This window comes from Massilia paldalensis, from assembly GCF_044901715.1.
In the GTDB taxonomy this organism is placed as follows: Bacteria; Pseudomonadota; Gammaproteobacteria; order Burkholderiales; family Burkholderiaceae_D; genus Telluria; species Telluria paldalensis.
This window is the reverse complement of sequence record NZ_JBJCIU010000001.1, coordinates 1,978,329-1,997,022: the sequence shown is the minus strand read 5'-3', so window position 1 is coordinate 1,997,022 and position 18,694 is coordinate 1,978,329. Positions and strand designations below refer to the sequence as shown.

Sequence of the window (18,694 nt, the reverse complement as noted above, 5' to 3'; positions counted from 1 at the left end):
CGCATCACGGCGGTGCATTCCGTGCACTACAACGTATCGATACGACCCGGAGCGCTGCATGAGCAAGAAGCACGAAGGCTGGATTCCCAAGCTGAAGAAGGGGTCGACCCCGGTGTACCAGCAGATCGCCGGCGCGATCGCGGACGACATCACGACGGGACGCCTGCTGCCCGAACAGCGCCTGCCGCCGCAGCGCAAGCTGGCCGCGCTGCTCGGCATCGACTTCACGACGGTGGCCCGTGCCTACGTCGAGGCGCAGCGCCGCGGCCTGGTCGATTCCACCGTGGGCCGCGGGACCTTCGTGTGCGGCCGGCGTCGTCCGGCGATCCCGCGCGCCGTCGAGGGCCGGCCCAGCATCGACCTGTCGATGAACATGCCGCCCGAACCGGACGCGCCGGAGCTGGCGCAACTGATGCAGGAGGGGTTTGCCCAGGTCGGCACGCGGCTGCGCGACCTGATGCGCTACCAGGACTTCTGCGGCTCGACCGAGGATCGCGCGGCCGGCGTGCTGTGGCTGCGCCGGCGCGGCCTGGTGGTGCCGCCCGAGCGCATGCTGGTCACGGCCGGCGCCCAGTGCGCGCTGCTGGCGGTGCTGGCCGCGCTGGCGCCGCCCGGGTCCGTCATCTGCTGCGAGGAGCTGACCTATCCGGGCCTGCGCGCGCTGGCGGGACAGCTGGGCCTGAAGCTTGTCGGGCTGCCGATGGACGGCCAGGGCATCGACGCCGTCGCCTTCGCCGCCGCCTGCGCCCAGTACGCGCCCAAGGCACTGTACTGCAACCCGACGCTGCTGAACCCCACGACCTGCGTGATCTCGGCCGAGCGCAGGCGCGCGCTGGTCGAGGTGGCGCGCTTTCACGGGGTGGCGATCATCGAGGACGATGCCTACGGCTTCCTGCCGCGCTCCGGACCGCCGCCCATGGCCAGCATCGGCCCCGACATCACCTTCTATATCGCGGGCCTGGCCAAGTGCGTGGGCGCCGGCCTGCGCGTGGCGTTCCTGGTGGCGCCGGACGCGCCGCAGGCGGCACGGCTGACCGCGTCGATCCGGGCGACGACGATGATGGTCTCGCCCATCACGGCGGCGCTGGCCACGCGCTGGATCCGTGACGGCACGGCGGACCTGCTGCTGGGCGCGATCCGCAAGGAATCCGCCGTGCGCCTGAAGATCGCGGCCAGGGCGCTGCCGGCGGGCAGCTACGATGCCGCGCCCGAGGGCTTCCACCTGTGGCTGCGCCTGCCCGCGCCCTGGGACCGGCGCGAGTTCGCCGCCGCCATGGCGGCGGCCGGCGTCACCGTCGTCACGAGCGACGCGTTCACCGTGGGCCAGGGCGCGGGGCCCGATGCGGTACGGGTCTGCCTGGGCGGCACCGCCGACCGCTACGAAGTCCAGCACGCGCTGGAGCTGATGGGCAACGCGCTGCGCCATGCGCCGCCGGTCGCCGCACATGGGGTATAAATAGGCTGAAACGTGCTCGGACGATCATGATCGTGAGCAATATTTTTTTTGGCGCCAGGCGCCGACGCGGGTGGAAAGGCTGCAGGCCAGCGGTAACGTCGTCGCATCTGGCGCGCCGGCGTGGCCGCCAGCCGTCGCGCCACCTGTGTAATATGGCGACCTCGGATGTGCCCGCCGCACCCGCGGGCGCAGCCGCCGGTCCATTCGCAAGAGATCAAGGAGACACATGTTCAACCCATCAGACCACCCGCATCGGCGCTTCAACCCCCTGACGGGCGAGTACGTGCTGGTATCGCCCCATCGCGCCAAGCGTCCCTGGCAGGGCCAGCAGGAAAAGGTCGACGACAGCCCGCGCCCCGCGCACGATCCGACCTGCTACCTGTGCGCCGGCAATACGCGCGTGAACGGCGTGCACAACCCGGACTACAAGGGCACCTACGTATTCGAGAACGACTTCGCGGCGCTGCTGCCGGACACCCCGGACGCGCCGCCGCCCGCCGATCCGCTGTTCCAGGCCGAGAGCGCGCGCGGCACCAGCCGCGTGATCTGCTTCTCGCCGGACCACGGCAAGACGCTGCCGGAACTGGAACTGCCCGCGATCGAACAGGTGGTGGACACCTGGTGCGACCAGGCGCAGGAGCTGGGGCAGCGCTACCGCTGGGTGCAGGTGTTCGAGAACAAGGGCACCGTGATGGGCTGCTCGAACCCGCACCCGCACGGCCAGATCTGGGCGTCGAGCTTCGTGCCGAACCTGCCCGCCGCCGAGGACCGCAACCAGCGCGCCTATTTCGCCGAGCAGGGCCGCCCGATGCTGCTCGACTATGCCGAGCGCGAAGCGGCGGCCGGCGAGCGCGTGGTGGTGCAGACGGCGCACTGGCTGGCCGTCGTCCCCTACTGGGCCGCCTGGCCGTTCGAGACGCTGCTGCTGCCGCGCTTCGCCGTGCGCCGCCTGGAGGAGCTGACGCAGGAACAGCGCGCCGACCTGGCGCAGGCCCTGAAACTCCTGACGATCAAGTACGACAACCTGTTCCAGACCTCGTTCCCGTATTCGATGGGCTGGCACGGCGCCCCGTACGACGGCAGCGACGGCACGCCCTGGCAGCTGCATGCGCACTTCTATCCGCCGCTGCTGCGCTCGGCCACCGTGCGCAAATTCATGGTCGGCTTCGAGATGCTGGCCGAGGCCCAGCGCGACCTGACCGCCGAACAGGCGGCCGAGCGCCTGCGCGCGCTGCCGGACGTGCACTACCTCCATCCTTCGAACCCGACGCAACCTTGAAGCCAGCCATGAGCGAAACCCTGATTTCCCGTACCCGTGCCGCATTCGAATCCGCGTTCGGCGCCGCCCCGGCGCTGGTCGTGCAGGCGCCGGGCCGGGTCAACCTGATCGGCGAGCATACCGACTACAACGGCGGCTTCGTGCTGCCGTGCGCCATCGACTACCGCACCGTGATCGCGGCCCGTCCGCGCGCCGACCGCATCGTGCGCGTGGCGGCCGCCGACTACGGCGGCGCGATCGACGAGTACGCGCTCGACGCCCCGATCGAACGGCGCGACGACGCCATGTGGGCCAACTACGTGCGCGGCGTCGTGCGCGAACTGCAGCGCCGCGGACTGCCGCTGTCCGGCATGGACATGGCCATCGCGGGCGACGTGCCGCAGGGGGCCGGCCTGTCGTCGTCGGCCTCGCTGACGGTGGCCGTCGGCCGCCTGTTCGCCACGCTGCCGGGCATGGATGCGCTGACGCCCATCGAGACGGCGCTCGCGGCCCAGCATTCGGAGAACGACTTCGTCGGCACCCAGTGCGGCAACATGGACCAGATCATCTCGGCCTGCGGCGTCGAGGGGCACGCGCTGCTGATCGACTGCCGTTCGCTGGAAACCCGTCCGGTCGAGATTCCCGCCGGCGCCGCGATCATGATCCTGCACTCGCACGTCAAGCGCGGCCTGGTCGACAGCGAATACAACACCCGCCGCCAGCAGTGCGAGGCGGCCGCGCGCCACTTCGGCGTGCCGGCGCTGCGCGACGTCGATCCCGCCATGCTCGCCGAGCGCGGCGCCGGCCTGGACGAGGTGACGTTCAAGCGCGCCCGCCACGTGGTGACGGAGGACGCGCGCGTGCTGCAGGCTACGGAGGCGCTGGCCGCCGGCGACCTGGCGCGCATGGGCCGCCTGATGGCCGAGTCGCATGCGTCGATGCGCGACGACTTCGAGATCACCGTGCCGCCCGTCGACCGCCTGGTCGAGATCGTCGCGGGCGTGGTCGGGGAGCGTGGCGGCGTGCGCATGACGGGCGGCGGCTTCGGCGGCTGCATCGTCGCCGTGGTGCCGGAAGACCTGGTCGAGCCGGTGCGGGAAACCGTGCTGCGCGACTACCGGGCCCCGGGCGGCGAGCAGTCGACGATCTACGTCTGCCGCGCGGCTGCCGGCGCGGGCGTGGTGTCGCAGCAGGCGTCGCCGGGGCCGGCCGACGCCTAGTTGATGTTGCGCCCGCGGCGCTCGCGCGGCACGCCGACGGCGCAGGGAACGGCGGGCGCACCCGGCACCCCGGCCAGGTGGAACGTGGTGCGCGGCAGCGCTTCCAGGCGCGCCCCGAGCGGGTCGGCCCGGGAGCCGGGCTGCGCTTCCGATCCAAGTATCCAGACGAGCGGCAGGTCCAGCGTGGCGGGCAGCACGGTGTCGAGCATGGCCGCCGTGCTCCAGTCGGCGCACTGGACATCGTCGACGACGAGTGCCAGCGGCTGGCGCCGGGCGCGCTGGTGGATCAGCGCGACGAGCGTGGCGGCCTGCACGGCCTGGGCGCCCGGCAGCGGCCAGGTCGCGGGCGCAGACAGCATGCCGAGGCAGGCGTCGACGTGTTGCGCGCCCAGGTCGAGCGCGCGGCAGCGGCTGCGCACCAGTTCGGCCATGTCGGACCCATCCCCGCCGGGGCCGATGTACAGCAGCGCGCGCACCAGCTGGGCCAGCGGGTGCAAGGCCTGCGCCTCGGTCCGCGCCAGCTTGACGGCGACTGCGGAAAAGCCGCGCTGGCGTGCGTCTTCCGTGCACTCGGCCAGCATCGCCGACTTGTCCGAGCCGGGCGCGCCCCGTACGTCGGCCAGGCGCCCCTGGCCCGTGGCCAGCACGGCGTCGCACAGCGCCGCGCATTGCAGCCGCTCGACCGCGAACGCGCCGGCCGTCGCCGCCGGCAGGGTGCTGCGCGTGGCCGGCGCGATCAGGGCTTCGACACCGATCCCGTAGAACGCCGCCAGGTGGCGCACCGTGCGAAAGCGCACGGGCCGGCCGGACGCGGCGCGCTTCAATGCGGCCTGGGTCAGGCAGCGGCGGCGGTCCAGAAATTTCTCGGAGACGGCCGCGGCGCCGTCGGCGGGCCGCTGGCGCAGCAGGTTCAGGCGCTGGACGTCGAGGGTGACACGGACGTCTGGGGCCAGCATGGTGGGGAAAGATTCGGGCTTGTGCATGATCGTGTGTGGCAGGGTGCAGCGGGGCAGGGGCGGCACGCCAGGTATTGCAAGCCGCATGCCATGCCCGTGTGCCCCGTGAAATCGGGCTGCCCGCACCCGGCGGACGCCGCAGCGTGTAAAATTGCCACGTTTTTTTACATGTCAACACTCCGTCGCGGCCCACCATGCACGATTCCGATTTCACGCTGACTTCGCCGCTGTCCGATCCCGGCGTGTCCGAACGGCCGCTGCTCGCGCTCACGATCGTCTGGCACCCCGACCCCGAGCGCATAGGCGAGCAGTACGTGGGCGACGCCGGCAGGCTGGAGCTGAACCGCTACGCGCCGCAGTTCGGCCATCCCGGGCGCGCCGGCCTGCCGCTGGGCCATGGCGCCATCTCGCGCGCGCCGCTGCGCTTCGCGCGCAGCCGCGACGACGAGGTGACGATCGCGCTGCCGGCAAGCCGCATGACGGTCGACCTGAACGGCCGGGCCGTGGAAGGCAGCGTGCGCCTCGACGCCGATGCCGTGGCCGCCGGCCAGATCCTCACGCTGGGCCGCGCCGTCGTGCTGTGCCTGCACTGGATGAACTGCCTGCCGAAGGACAATCCGGTTCCCGGCCTCGCGGGCGTGGGCAGCGCGGCGATCGCGCTGCGCGACCAGATCCGCATGGTCGCGCCGACCGACCTGACGGTGCTGCTGCTGGGCGAGACGGGCACCGGCAAGGAGATCGCCGCGCGCGGCATCCATGCGCTGGGCCGGCGCAGTGCCGACCGCCTGGTGGCCGTGAACATGGCGGCGCTGAACGAAGCGCTGGCGGCGGCCGACCTGTTCGGCGCCGTGAAGGGCGCCTACACGGGCGCGCAGGCCGAGCGCCACGGCCTGTTCGCGGAAGCCGACGGCGCCACGCTGTTCATGGACGAAATCGGCAACGCGCCGCCGAGCGTGCAACCGATGCTGCTGCGCGTGCTCGAAGGCGGCGACTACCGTCCGCTGGGCGCGGCGCAGGACCGGCATTCGTCGGCGCGCCTGATCGCCGCCACCGACCAGGACCTGGACAGCGCCTCGTTCAACCATGCGCTGCTGCGCCGCCTGGAAGGATTCACGATCCAGCTGCCGCCGCTGCGCGCGCGGCGCGAGGACATCGGCGTCCTGATCGTGCACCTGCTGGGCAGGCAGGGACCGCTGCCGCCGCTGCCGGCGCGCCTGGTGACGGAGATCGCCTGCTACGACTGGCCCGGCAACATCCGCCAGCTGGGCCACACGCTCAAGCGCATCGCGCTGCTGGTCGAAAACGGCGGCACGCCGCAGCTGGAACAACTGGTGCGCATGGCGCCCGTCCCGCCGAGCAGCGTCGCCCGGCTGGTGGCCGAAGCGGCGCCGGCGGCATCCGCAGCGCCGCCGGGACCGCGCCGCAAGCCTTCGCAGTTGACCGACCAGGACGTGCTGGAGGCGATGGTCGCCGGCGACTGGAACATCCAGGCGGCGTCGCGCATGCTGGGGATTTCGCGTCCGAGCCTGTACAAGCTGCTCGACACGCACGGCGAGATCCGCTGGGCCGAGAAGATCCCGGCCGAGGAGATCGCGCGCGCCATGGCCGCCCACGGGGACGACGTGACGCGCGCGGCGTCCGCGCTCAGGACGCCGACGGAGTCCTTGCGCAGGGAGGTGAGGAGGTCAGTCGTCTGAGCCGGGGCGGCTGCGAATGATCACTTCCGGATCCGGCAGGTAGTAGAAGGAGCTCGTGCCGTCGGCATTGCGGGTGCTGAATGCGAGCGAAAACCCCCAGCGGCCAAGGTTCTTGCCGACCTGGAGGGTCGGCGTCCTGGTGACGTCGATCTGGTTGCCCTGGACGAACGGAGACGAGATTTTTTCATCACCCATCTGGCCGCACAGCATGACGGCCTGGCTGACGTCGCCCGGACCGTCGAACAGGATATCGATGAAATCGCCCGGATGCGCCCCGCAGCACTCTGCGCGGTCCACGTTGTCGTAGGACCAGGTCGCCAGTTCCTTGCCAAGGTCGTAGGTGATGGTGAGCGTATAGCTAGCTTGCATGGTTGTTCTCGCTGGTGAGGGAGGAAGGTGGGCTTGCTGCCCGTCGTGGGATGCCGTCATTCGGTGTGGTATCCGCGGTCCCGGCGCAATGCCGCGAGATCCGGCTCAGCGTCGATGAAGTTCGCCGGGTAACCCAGGCGTCTGGCTTCATTGATCGCGGCCAGTGCCAGCGGACGCTCGCCGAGCAGTTCGTAGGCCATGCCTGCGCGAAACTGGACCATGGGATCGTTGGGGGCCAATGCCAGTGCACGCCGGATGTACGGCCCCGCCTCGGCGGCCAAGCCTGCGCGTACCGAATACAGCCCCATGCGCGATACCAGCGCCGGATCGTCGGGTGCGCGGGCGAGCTTCGGGGCCAGCAGCCGGCGGGCCTTGTCGTAGGCTTGCTTTGCCTGGCGCTCCCGCCCGGGGAGCCACAGGAGCGTGTCCGCCAGGTTTGCCCAATTCAGATAATCGCCGGGCGAGCCGTGCGTCGGGGAGGCTGCCTGTTCGAACGCTTTCGCGGCGCCGAGGAAGTCGCCGCGCAGGAATAATGCATTGCCCAGATTGGCGTACAAATGGGCGCTCGGACGGATCTGCAGGCCCTCCTGTAGCACGCGCAAGGCCTCGTCGTGACGGTCCTGCATCAGCAGCACGCCGTTCAGGTTCGCATACGAGAACACGGCATCGGGTTGCAATGCGATGCATCGTCTGAAGGCGCGCTCGGCAGCGACATAATCCTGTTGCGCGGTCTTCAGGGTCCCCAGTTCCGAATAGAAGATGGCTTCAGCAGGGAATTTCCGCAGGGCTTCCTCGATGGCGGACAGTGCCTGCGGGTCCAGGCGCGCATTGCGCAGCGACTCCACCTTGCCGCGCCACGCGAAATAATTTCCGGGATCCAGGCGCAATGCCCTGTCGTAGGCCTCCACGGCCAAGGCGAAGCGGTTCTGACGGTCGAGCAAGGCGCCTCGCGCGACGTGGGCCAAGGCCAGCTGATCATTGAGCTTGAGCGCTAGCTGTGCGGCTGCGTCCGCCTTCTGCAACCAGACTTCATCTTTGTCGTCCGTCGCATAACGCTGGCTGTGGATGAGGGAGATGCCAGCCACGGCCGCGGCGTTGTCCGGGCTGCGTGAAAGGATACGGTTGAAGTGCGCCTCTGCATCCTGGAGATCGCCCGTGAGATCGCTTAGCTTCAGGGCGGCGAGCGCCTGCTGCATTTCCCGCGCTTCGGAGTAAGGCGTGAGCGCGCTCCGAAGCGCGCCGCTACCAGGGCCGAACTGCCACCAGGCGGTGCCGGAGAGCAGTGCCAGCAACACGGCAAGGGTGCCGATACGGGCCGCGCGCGGCACGCGGGCAAATGACATCGATGCCGCAGCGCGCGATGGAGCGGATTGCGCCGGCGCGGCCCGTGGCAGCACGGTCTTCTGGCCGATGCGGCTCGCGACCTCGGCCATCGTCGCGATGCGATGCTCGGGAACACGCGCCGTCATCGCCCGGATCAGTGCGATCAAGGCCGTGTCGAGCTGGTTAGGATAGTCCCAGCTATCCGACGATGACTGTACGTGCGCCGCAGCCAGTGCGAGGCCGTTCAACAGGGAGAACGGCCGCCCGCCGGCGGCCATTTCGTAGAGCATCGCGCCGAGCGAATAGATGTCGCCACGCGCATCCGGTAGCGCGCCCAGCAGGCGCTCCGGCGCCATGTACGCGATCGTTCCCTGCGGTTCCGTTTGCGTGATCGTGGTCGTCGCCAGCATGTCCTCGCGCAGCGCCAGGCCGAAATCGAGGATGCGTACCGTGCCGCCCGGTTCGATCATGATGTTCGAGGGCTTCAGGTCGCCGTGGACGAGGCCGGAAGCATGCGCGTCCTGCATCGCTTCGGACAACTGGCGCGTCCAGTCCAGGGCATCGGCCAGGGCCGGTGTGCCGTCCACCAGCACCTGCTTCAGCGTGCGGCCGCGAATCAGCTCCATGACGATGAACTGGCCGTTGGCGGTCTCTTCGATCGCATGGATCTTGACGAATGCGGGATGATGCAGCGAGGCAGCCATCCGTGCTTCCCGCATCAGGTCCACGCCCGCGGCGATGGCTTCGCGCTTCACGCGCTTGATCGCGACGCTGCGTTCGAGCCTGGTATCCAGCGCCTCGTAGACTTCGCCGTGGCCCCCTTCGCCCAGCCGGCCACGGAACGCATAATGCGCCGGCGCGGCCGGAAAACCGGCAGAGGGCACCAAGCTGGGAGGAAGAACGTCGTCGGAGACAGCCATGCCATGGGATGCGGAACAGAGTGTCTCTGATTATAGCAATGGAGCAACTAAAAATGGATGCAGAAATGCAATTTTTAGTCGCCCCGTGGCGACATTGTTGGCAATCTGCAGCGCTGCCTTCAGCTCCGCGCCGGCTTCTCCGGCGTCACGAACGCCAGCGCCTCCTCGAACGACCTCAGCACGATGTCGATATGGTTCTCGATGGCCGACTGCGGCACGGTCGAGCGGTCGAACGGCGGGCGTACCGTGGCCAGCAGCACGGTCGGCAGGCTGTCACGCAGTTCCAGCGCCGCCGTCAGCCAGGTGGCGAGGTGTTCTTCCAGCGGGTAGGGGAGGAAGATCGTCGAGATCAGTTCGGCGTAATCCGGCCCCGGGCCTTTCGTTTCCAGCAGCGTGAAGCTGCGGGCGTCGATGTCGGCCTCGCGCAGCGCACGCACGAGCAGCTCGCTCAGGATGCCGTCGCGTTCGGAGGCCAGGCCCGCGCACAGGACGACGGAGTGGGCCGGCACGTCGAGCGAGCCCTGCCAGCGGCCTTGCCGTTCCTCGCGCATCTGGCGCAGGTGGGCGCCGAGGTTGGCGTCCAGCAGCGAGACGTCGCGGCGGCGCAGGCTGCGCGGCGTCGCGGGCAGGTCCGGCGTCAGCTGCAACGCGACGTTGGCGATGGTGGCGCGGATGCGGGCGAGCTGGACGTCGTCGATCTGGCCGCTGCGGATGTCGGCCGCGGCCGTCGACAGGCCCGGCAGCAGCACCTGGTCGCAGTAGCGCGCAAAGCTGGCGCGGCGCAGGTAGGCGCGGGCGTCGCGCAGGATGGTCTCCGTGTCGCCGGCCAGCACGCGCTGGTACAGGCGCTGCGCGCCGCTTACGCTGGGGGCGTCGCCGAGCAGGATGGTCACGGGCTCGAGCCCGCGCACGTGGCGGCCCGCCACGACGAGGCACAGCGTCAGCGGCGTCGACAGCAAGAGGCCGATCGGTCCCCACAGCGCCCCCCAGAACACGGCGGAGATGATCACCGCCAGTGGCGACAGGCCGGAGCTGTGGCCGTACACCTTGGGTTCGACGACGTTGGCGACGAACAGTTCCAGCGCGAGGAACAGGGCGATACAGGAAATCGCCAGCTGCCAGCCCGGATCGATGGCGGCGACGAAGACGGCGATGATGAGGCCGGCGGCCATGACGCCCAGGTAGGGCACGAAGCGCAGCATGGCGCTGAGGGCGCCCCACAGGCCGGCATGCGGCACGCCGGCCAGCCACAGCAGCAATCCGATCAACGTGCCGAACGTCAGGTTGACGACGAATTGCGAGAAGAAGAAGCGGGACACGCCCTGGGCGGCGTCGGACAGCGCACGGATCGTCCTACCGACCTCGGCCTGGCCGGCCAAGCGGATCACGCGGTCGCGCAGGGATTCGTGCTCCAGCGTGATGAAGACCAGCAGCACGAGCACGAGGCCCGCTTCGCCGATCGGTCCCCAGGCGACGGAGAACAGGCGCTGGATCTGGTCCGTGGTCGTGAGGCGCGGCTGGCGGATCTCGACGGGCAGGGGCTGCGTCGGGCTGACGGTGACCGTCGTGATGCCGCGCCGTGCCGTGACGGCGCCGCGTTCCTGCGGCGAGACGGCGGTCAGCTCGGCCTCCAGGCGGGCGAACGGACGCTCCGCGAATTCGCGCACGGCGGCCACCTTGGTGCGGATCGCGGCGCGGTACTTCGGCAGGTCGTGCGACACGGCCACCAGCTGGAAGGCGAGGATGGTGCCCACGCCGATCACGCAGCTCGCGACGATGATCACCGACAGCAGCGTGGCCGGCATGTGCGACAGCCCGACCCGGCGCATGCTGCGGATCAGCGGCGCGATGACGAGGCTCAGGATGGATGCGAGCGCGAGCGGCTGGATCACGTCGCGGCCGAAATACAGCAGGCCGAGAACGCAGCAGGCCGTGACGATCGCGCCGGAACCGAGGTACTTGAATAAGGATGAATCGCGCATTCGCGGGGTGCGGGGCGGATGGCGGGACGCTGCCGCTGCCATTCCGTAAACATAAAACCTCCAATGTATCGAAAAAATGGAGCCCAATCAAATTAGCTTATGGAAATAGAAAGGAATGGGCGTGTCGTACGTACGGCGAGGGTGCCGAGCGGGCACCCGGCCCGGCGGCTCAGGTGCTCAGGTGCTCAGGTGTGCTGGAAGCGGGTGTCCCAGTCAGGTCCTGGACCGCTCGCCATCCGCCAGCGCAGCCTTCTGGGCCGGTCCGACGGTCCACATGTAGATGGTGCGGCCATCGACGTCTTCCGTCCGCTCCGGCGGCCACTCCGGACCCATGTCGAAGGCGTGCGAGACGACGCGGCTGCCGACCTTCAATTGTCGCCACAGCTTCGGGCGCAGCTTGACGTTCACGTCGGGCAGCAGGTACAGGGTGACGACGGAGGCGCGCGACAGGTCGGTCTCGAACAGGTTGGCGACCCGGAAGTCCACGCGCGTGCCCACGCCCGCCTTTTTCGCGTTGGCGCGCGCCTCCGCGATGCGTTCCGGATTGAGGTCAATGCCCAATCCCTGCGCGCCGTATTCGCGGGCGGCGCTGACGACGATGCGGCCGTCGCCGCAGCCGAGGTCGATCAGGTAGTCGCTTTTTTCCACGCGGGCCAGTGCCAGCATGCGGTCGACGACTTCCTGCGGCGTCGGCACATAGGGCACGTCCAGGCGCGGCGGCGGAGGCTTGTCCTGGGCACGGATGGCCGGTGCGGGCAGCAAGGCGATCCCGCCGGCAGCGGCGGCGAGCAGGAACTGGCGGCGGTGCAGGGTCGGGTTCATCGTCGTTTCTCCTCGGGATGGGTGTCGAAGGGGGCCAGCGGCTCGCCGGCGGCACGCCGGCGCCGGCCGTCGTCGTGTTGCAGCAAGCGCAGCAGCAGCACCCCGACGGCCAGGACGGCGACGCCGACCCAGGCCGCATTCACGCCGCCCACGGACTGGCTGGCGACGTGGGACAGGCTGGCCCACAGCATGGCCGCGCAGCTGGTGCAGAAGACGAGGGGCAGCAGCGGATACCACGGTACGCGGTAGGGGCGGTGGCGCGCCGGGTCGCGGCGGCGCAGGACGAACAGCGCGATACCGGTCAGCAGGAAGAACAGCCAGAAGACGGGCGCCGTGAATTCGACCATCGCGCGGAATCCGTCGCCGCCGGTGCTGCCGGCGGCGACGAGCAGCATGGCCGCAGCCGCTTGCACGAGCAGCGCCACGGCGGGCGTGCCGCGCACCCCGTTCCAGCGCGCGAGCCGGCGCAGCCGTGGCCAGTCGTGGCCCAGCGCATAGCCGGTGCGGGCGCCGACGATCATGGTGGCATTGATCGAAGTGAGCGCGGACACGGCGACCAGCAGGGCGATGGCATGGCCGCCGGCGCTGCCCAGTCCCAGCCGCAGCACGTCGGCCGCGGGCGCGGGCGAGGCCGCCAGTCCCGCCATGCCGAGCGTATGCCAGTAGGCCCAGCAGACCAGCAGGTACAAGGCGGTGATCAGCATGACGGACAGCACGAGGGCGCGCACCATGGCGCGCGGCCCGCCGCGCAGCTCCGCGCTGATGTAGGCCGCTTCGTTCCAGCCGCCGTAGGTCAGCAGCACGAAGACCATCGCCAGGCCGAAGGCCGGCGGGCCGCCGGTCCCGGCTGCGGACGGGGGCGGCGTGGCGCCGGCGCCCGCTGCCAGTGCCAGCGCCGTGGCGCCGACCAGCAGCAGGCCGCCGACTTCGACGAAGGTGAGCCAGTTCTGGGTGCGGCTGCCGCTGCGGATGCCGGCCAGGTTGACGAGCGCCAGGACGAGGACGGCGGCCGCGGCATAGACGGCTGCGCCGGCACCGGCGGGCAGGCCTGACAGCGGCAATGCCTGCTGCAGGTAATCGCCGAACACGAAGGCGAGCAGGGCGATGGATCCCGTCGTGATGACGGCATAGCGGGCCCAGCCGAACAGGAAGGCGAGGGAGCGGCCGTAGGCCAGGCGCAGGAAATGGTAGTCGCCGCCGGCGTGTGCATGGCTGGTGGCCAGTTCGGCATAGCACAGGGCGCCCACCAGCGACAGCACGCCCCCCAGTATCCAGGCGAGGAACATCCACGGGGGACTGCCCGTCATGGCGGCCACGGCGGCGGGCGCCTTGAAGATGCCGGCGCCGATGACGATGCCGACGATCAGCGTGACGGCTTCGCGCAGCCCGAGCACCGCGCGCGGGGCGTCGCCGCGCTCGATCGCCGCGGTGCCTTCCAAGCTGTCGTCGTTGCCGGGCCGCGTATCGTGCATGAGGGTTCGCGTCGGGTTCGGGGCCGGTTCGCAAGCGATCCGGTGCTCGGGCGCGGCACGGTACGCATGCCGTCTGTTCAGTCAGACGGCAGGGCTGGGGCTAAGTTCCGGCGCCTGGCCGGACGTGGACGAGGATCAAAGGTGGTGCCGAAGGCAGCGGCTCAGCGCGCCACGATCAGGCGCAGGCCCAGGCCGATGAAGACGGCCCCGGCGATGCGGTCCAGCCACATGCCCGCCTTGGGACGCCGCCCCAGCCAGACGCCGATGGCGCCGGAGAAGAAACCGAGCAGGCCGAACAGCACGGCCGCTTGCAGCGTGAACGTCAGGCCGAGCAGGGCGATCTGCAGGTTGGCGTCGCCGCGGCCTGCGGCCACGAACTGGGGCAGGAAGGAGAGGAAGAACAGGGCGACCTTGGGATTGATCGCATTGGCCAGCATGCCCTTGAAGAACAGCGTGCGCGCCGATTCCGTCACGCCTTCGGCGCGATTCACCCGGGCTCCGCCGCGGCTCCGGATCGCGTGCCAGCCCATCCATGCCAGATAGAGGCCGCCGCATACCTTCAAGGCCGTGAAGGCGACGGGCGACGCGGCGATCAGCGCGCTGACGCCCACCACGGCCAGCAGCGTATGGCTGAGGCAGCCGAAGGCGCAACCGAGGCCGAAGGCGATCCCGCGCAGGCGGCCCTTGGCGATGCCGATGCTCAGTACCATCATGTTGTCGGGACCCGGCGACAGGGTCAGCAGGACGGCGGCGGCGAGGAAGGCGAGGAATTGGTCGAGGGTCAGCATCGGCGTCGCGGATAAAGGGGCCAATAAAGGGGGCCAATAAAGGGGATGCCAATCTTAGCCGCTCTTGATGCAGAGCACTAGTGATCGCTTGCCGGTCGGGTAATCTGCGCCGCCCGCGGCACGCTTCGTGTACAGTGCCGGTTTTACAAGTATCTTACGCATGAGCAAGAACAAGCACGCGCGCCCCATCCGCCACGCCACCGAACGCGTCCTGAACTTCCTGCTGCTGGGCGGCACGGTCGCGGGGCTCAGCTACCGGCTCGGTGGCCAGGGCAGGGTGCGCGTCGTCCGCCAGGACGTCGACGTCAAGGGCGGCAAGCGCCTGGCGCGGCCGCTGCGCATCGGCTTCGCCTCGGATTTCCACGCCGGACCGACGACGCACGACGCCTTGTTCGACGACCTGCTGCGCCAGATCGAGCAGGAGCGGCCGGACGTGCTGCTGCTGGGCGGCGATTACGTATCCTTCGATGCCGCCAATGCCCGACACCTGGCGGCCTTCCTGCGCCAGGCGCACGGCCTGGCGCCGCTGGGCGCCTACGCCGTCATGGGCAACCACGACGTCTGGAACGGCCGCGAGCCCATCGAACGCGTCCTGCGCGACAGTGGCGTAACCGTGCTGGTCAACCGCAGCATCCCATTGCCGGCCCCGTTCGGCGAGGTCAGCATCTGCGGCATCGACGACCCGTGGACGGGCCGGCCGTCCGCCCGCGATACCTTCGCCGGCGCCGGCCCCGTGCGTATTTACCTCATGCATTCTCCCGACGGCTTGTGGCGCCTGGAGGGGCAGCATTTCGACGTCGGTTTTGCCGGACATACCCACGGTGGGCAGATCGCGCTCCAAAATGGTGCGCCATTGTTCCGGCCCAGCGGACCCGTATCGCGCGATTACTGCTATGGCCGCTACGACGTGCCCGGCAACGGCCCGCTGATCGTCAGCCGCGGCGTCGGCTGCGCGGGTATTCCCTTGCGCCTGAACGCCGACCCGGAGCTGCTCATCTGCACACTACGCTAGCAAACATCGCGCTTCGCAGCCGGATCGTTCGTCATCCGAAGCGGCCACCTCCAGCATTTCCATCCTAAACAAAGGGATTTTTTAACTAATCCTTTGATTCCGGTTAAGAGAATGGTGATAATGTCACGCCGCTAACGCTGCTGCCCGGCATTGTTTTTGCATGTCGGAAAGCCGCGCAAGCCCGTACCCAAGAGGAGACATCGCGCGTGTGTCGGTCGAGAACGACACGATCGCTCTGCGGCGGCGCACACAATAACGAGGGTCCGGGATCTATCTACTATCGATTGGAGAAAGCAGTGAGTCTTTTCAGAACCAAGAATCTCGACAACATGGTCGCGTCCGCCGCTACCCCTGGCGGACTGAAGAAGGTACTGGGTCCGACCGACCTGATCCTGATGGGCATCGGCGCCATCATCGGTACCGGTATCTTCGTGCTGACCGGCGCGGGCGCGCTCACCGCGGGCCCGGCACTGACGGTGTCGTTCATCGTCGCCGCCATCGCCTGCGGTTTCGCGGCGATGTGCTATGCCGAGTTCGCATCGACCGTGCCCGTCGCCGGCTCGATCTATACCTACAGCTATGCCACGCTGGGCGAACTGGTCGCGTGGATGATCGGCTGGGACCTGCTGCTCGAATACGGCCTCGCCACCTCCACCGTCGCCAGCGGCTGGTCGGGCTATTTCCAATCGCTCATGTCGGGCTTCGGCCTCGAGATCCCGAAGGTGCTGTCGGCCGCGCCGGGTGCGCTGCCGGGCGTGCAGACCTACATGAACCTGCCGGCCCTGTGCATCATGCTGCTGCTGACCTGGATGCTGTCGCTGGGCGTGCGCGAATCGGCGCGCGTGAACAACGTCATGGTGATCATCAAGACCGTCGTCGTGCTGCTGTTCATCTTCGTCGGCGTCAAGCACGTGGCCCCGGCCAACTGGCATCCGTTCGCTCCGTTCGGCGTGAACGGCATCATGAGCGCAGCCGCCGTCGTGTTCTTCGCCTTCATCGGCTTCGACGCCGTGACCTCGGCCGCCGAGGAAGTCAAACGTCCGGAGCGTGACCTGCCGATCGGCATCATCGGTTCGCTGCTGATCTGCACGGTGCTGTACGTGATCGTGGCCGGCATCATGACGGGCATCGTCCCGTTCAAGCTGTTCGAAGGCGTCGACCACCCCGTCTCGCTGGCCCTGCAGCACGCGGGCGAGAACTGGTTCGCCGGCTGGATCGACCTGGGCGCGATCCTGGGCATGACCACCGTGATCCTCGTCATGGCCTACGGCCAGACGCGCATCATCTTCGCCATGTCGCGCGACGGCCTGCTGCCGGCCAAGCTGTCGACCGTGCACCCGAAATACGGCACCCCGTTCTTCGCCACCTGGATGGTCGGCATCGTGTTCGGCCTGATGGCTGCCTTCGTGCCGCTGAACGTGCTTGCCGAACTGGTCAATATCGGCACGCTGGCCGCGTTCTGCCTCGTGTCGGTGGCCGTGATCGTGCTGCGCAAGAAGCGTCCGGACCTGAAGCGCGCGTTCCGCTGCCCGGGCGTGCCCGTCGTGCCGGCCATCGCCGTGGTCTTCTGCCTGGCGCTGATGTCCTTCCTGTCGGCCCTGACCTGGATCGCGTTCGGCATCTGGCTCGTCATCGGCCTGGTCGTGTATTTCGGCTATGCCCGTTCGCGTTCCAAGCTGCACGGTCAATAAATAAAGTCTGTGCCGCGCCCGTCGCGGCGGACGAAGGAGGGCGGCCACGAGCCGCCCTTTTTCATGGCTTGATGCATTGCTATCAGGAATGAATATAAAAATATCTTTCTTGAAATGAATGCATTTTTTGTAATCATTGTCTGACAGCGAGGAGGGGAGCCTACCGATTACGTGCTAACGAGCGGGTCCGCATAATCTGGGTAGAACAGTTACCAAAAAGATCTGCCATGACCTCTACGTTTGCCATCGAGAGCGCGCAAGTGCGTACCACGCAGGAGACACGCGCCGCCACCCCCGCCCTGGATTCGAAAGCACTTTATTTTGCGCTGCTGGACAACCCGGCCGAGCATGTGGAAGGAGCGCGCGCCTACCTGCGTGCGCAAATCGAGGCGACCCGCGCCGAGCCGGACGAGCTGCCGGAAGCCCCCTGGCAATTGCCGGGCTGGATCCAGGGCCGCTCGGAAGCCGTGGGCCTGTCCTACCGCGAATACCTGGCCGCGCGCAAGAACGGTGCGCCGCGCCGTTATTTCTCGAACAAATCGCATGCGCTGTATTTCCTGAAGGGTGCCGCGCCGACCAAGCTGGTCGACGGCGCCTGGCTGTACGGCGTGCTGTCGCGCTGGGAAAACCCGGACTACCATCCGCTCATCAAGACCTACCTCGAAGAGCTGGGCGACGGCGTGCCGGACAAGAACCACGTCACGCTGTACCGCCGCCTGCTCGCCGCCCACGGCTGCGAGCACTGGGAAGGCCTGTCCGACGAGTATTTCGTCCAGGGCGCGATCCAACTGGCGCTGGCTTACTGCGCCGACGAGTTCCTGCCGGAAGTCGTCGGCTTCAACCTGGGCTACGAGCAGCTGCCGCTGCACCTGCTGATCACGTCCTACGAGCTGAACGAACTGGGCATCGACCCCTATTACTTTACGCTGCACGTCACCGTCGACAACGCCGGCAGCGGCCACGCGCACAAGGCCGTGCAGGCCGTGCGCACGCTGGCAGCCCAGTCGAGCGACCCGGCCGCGTTCTGGCGCCGCGTGCTGGATGGCTACCGCCTGAACGACCTGGGCGCCTGCACCACGTCCATCATCGGCTCGTTCGACCTGGAGGCCGAGCTGGTCGAGATCTTCACGGCGAAGGCCGCGATCGGCAAGAACATGCACTCGGATTACTGCCGCGTGGCCGGCCGTTCCGTCAACGACTGGCTGTCCGAACCCGCCGACATTCCCGCCTTCCTGAAGGCGATGGAAGACGCGGGCTGGATCCAGCGCGGCGAGCCGGTCGAGAACAGCCGCTTCTGGCGCCTGATCCAGGGCGAACGCGCGGAAATGTTCGGCGTGTTCTCCGCCTACGAGCAGGAAGTGCTGCGCGACTGGATCACGAGCACCCGCGACGACATCAAGACCAGCCGCACGGGCCGCGTGCTGTCGCACCGCGCGCGCCAGCGCACGCTGGACAAGCTGAACCAGCAAGGCGAGCGCAGCGGCTATCCGGAGCGTGGCCTGATCCGCCGCCGCACGGCGGGCACCGGCGGGGACAGCGAACTGATCCAGCTGGAAGAACGCGTCGCCGGCGCCGCCGGCAAGTCCGAGGCGATGTCCATGCTGGCGCGCCTGATGTCGCCTTCGGTGCATCATACGGCCATCGGCCTCATGGCGACCCGCATGTATTCCAAGCTGCTCGACGCCTGACGCAAACAATACAAGCCTTACCCTGGGACGCGGCCGCCGG

General features: G+C 68.6%; 14 protein-coding genes. 7 read left to right on the top strand and 7 right to left on the bottom strand.

Translation table 11 applies throughout. The features are described 5' to 3' along the window. The first annotated feature begins 58 nt into the window (after positions 1-58). From ACI1V7_RS08735 to galK, 3 genes are all read left to right on the top strand, one after another. Positions 59-1,456, top strand: coding sequence for an aminotransferase-like domain-containing protein (locus ACI1V7_RS08735; RefSeq protein WP_404531361.1), 1,398 nt, complete (start codon positions 59-61; stop codon positions 1,454-1,456). A 226-nt stretch (positions 1,457-1,682) separates the two neighbouring features. Further along, a complete protein-coding gene (locus ACI1V7_RS08730) occupies positions 1,683-2,735 on the top strand; it encodes a UDP-glucose--hexose-1-phosphate uridylyltransferase (RefSeq protein WP_404531360.1) in 1,053 nt (350 codons plus the stop codon). 8 nt (positions 2,736-2,743) lie between these two features. Further along, on the top strand, positions 2,744-3,934 hold the full coding sequence (gene galK / locus ACI1V7_RS08725) for a galactokinase (protein ID WP_404531359.1): 1,191 nt from the start codon (positions 2,744-2,746) through the stop codon (positions 3,932-3,934). On the opposite strand, the gene ACI1V7_RS08720 is transcribed toward galK, so the two are convergent. After that, positions 3,931-4,890: an AAA family ATPase gene (locus tag ACI1V7_RS08720; protein WP_404531358.1), complete on the bottom strand. Its 960-nt coding sequence runs from the start codon at positions 4,888-4,890 to the stop codon at positions 3,931-3,933. The genes galK and ACI1V7_RS08720 overlap by 4 nt on opposite strands. A 194-nt stretch (positions 4,891-5,084) precedes the next feature. Between ACI1V7_RS08720 and ACI1V7_RS08715 the strand changes: the two genes are divergently transcribed. Next, entirely contained in the window at positions 5,085-6,587 is a 1,503-nt protein-coding gene (locus tag ACI1V7_RS08715) for a sigma-54-dependent transcriptional regulator (protein WP_404531357.1), read from the top strand. On the opposite strand, the gene ACI1V7_RS08710 is transcribed toward ACI1V7_RS08715, so the two are convergent. From ACI1V7_RS08710 to ACI1V7_RS08685, 6 genes are all read right to left on the bottom strand, one after another. Then, a complete protein-coding gene (locus tag ACI1V7_RS08710) occupies positions 6,576-6,956 on the bottom strand; it encodes a hypothetical protein (RefSeq protein WP_404531356.1) in 381 nt (126 codons plus the stop codon). The genes ACI1V7_RS08715 and ACI1V7_RS08710 overlap by 12 nt on opposite strands. 56 nt (positions 6,957-7,012) lie before the next feature. Further along, positions 7,013-9,199 (bottom strand): protein kinase domain-containing protein, encoded by a 2,187-nt coding sequence (locus ACI1V7_RS08705; RefSeq protein ID WP_404531355.1) that lies wholly within the window; start codon positions 9,197-9,199, stop codon positions 7,013-7,015. 119 nt (positions 9,200-9,318) lie between these two features. Then, on the bottom strand, positions 9,319-11,181 hold the full coding sequence (locus ACI1V7_RS08700) for an AI-2E family transporter (protein WP_404531353.1): 1,863 nt from the start codon (positions 11,179-11,181) through the stop codon (positions 9,319-9,321). A 213-nt stretch (positions 11,182-11,394) separates the two neighbouring features. Further along, the gene (locus tag ACI1V7_RS08695; protein ID WP_404531352.1) at positions 11,395-12,003 is read right to left on the bottom strand and encodes an SAM-dependent methyltransferase; all 609 of its coding nucleotides are present in this window, start codon (positions 12,001-12,003) and stop codon (positions 11,395-11,397) included. Next, entirely contained in the window at positions 12,000-13,475 is a 1,476-nt protein-coding gene (locus ACI1V7_RS08690) for an APC family permease (protein WP_404531351.1), read from the bottom strand. The genes ACI1V7_RS08695 and ACI1V7_RS08690 overlap by 4 nt, the downstream gene beginning before the upstream one ends. Before the next feature lie 161 nt (positions 13,476-13,636). Continuing rightward, positions 13,637-14,263 (bottom strand): LysE family translocator, encoded by a 627-nt coding sequence (locus ACI1V7_RS08685; protein ID WP_404531350.1) that lies wholly within the window; start codon positions 14,261-14,263, stop codon positions 13,637-13,639. 160 nt (positions 14,264-14,423) lie between these two features. Here ACI1V7_RS08685 and ACI1V7_RS08680 point away from each other — a divergent pair, with 160 nt between their 5' ends. The 3 genes from ACI1V7_RS08680 (at position 14,424) to ACI1V7_RS08670 (ending at position 18,654) form a co-directional block, all read left to right on the top strand. Continuing rightward, positions 14,424-15,275 (top strand): metallophosphoesterase, encoded by an 852-nt coding sequence (locus ACI1V7_RS08680; protein ID WP_404531349.1) that lies wholly within the window; start codon positions 14,424-14,426, stop codon positions 15,273-15,275. A gap of 296 nt (positions 15,276-15,571) precedes the next feature. Continuing rightward, positions 15,572-16,966: a branched-chain amino acid transporter BcaP gene (gene bcaP, locus ACI1V7_RS08675; protein WP_404531348.1), complete on the top strand. Its 1,395-nt coding sequence runs from the start codon at positions 15,572-15,574 to the stop codon at positions 16,964-16,966. Positions 16,967-17,193: 227 nt separating this feature from the next. After that, positions 17,194-18,654, top strand: a complete 1,461-nt coding sequence (locus tag ACI1V7_RS08670) for an iron-containing redox enzyme family protein (protein WP_404531347.1) — start codon at positions 17,194-17,196, stop codon at positions 18,652-18,654. Positions 18,655-18,694: the final 40 nt, after the last annotated feature.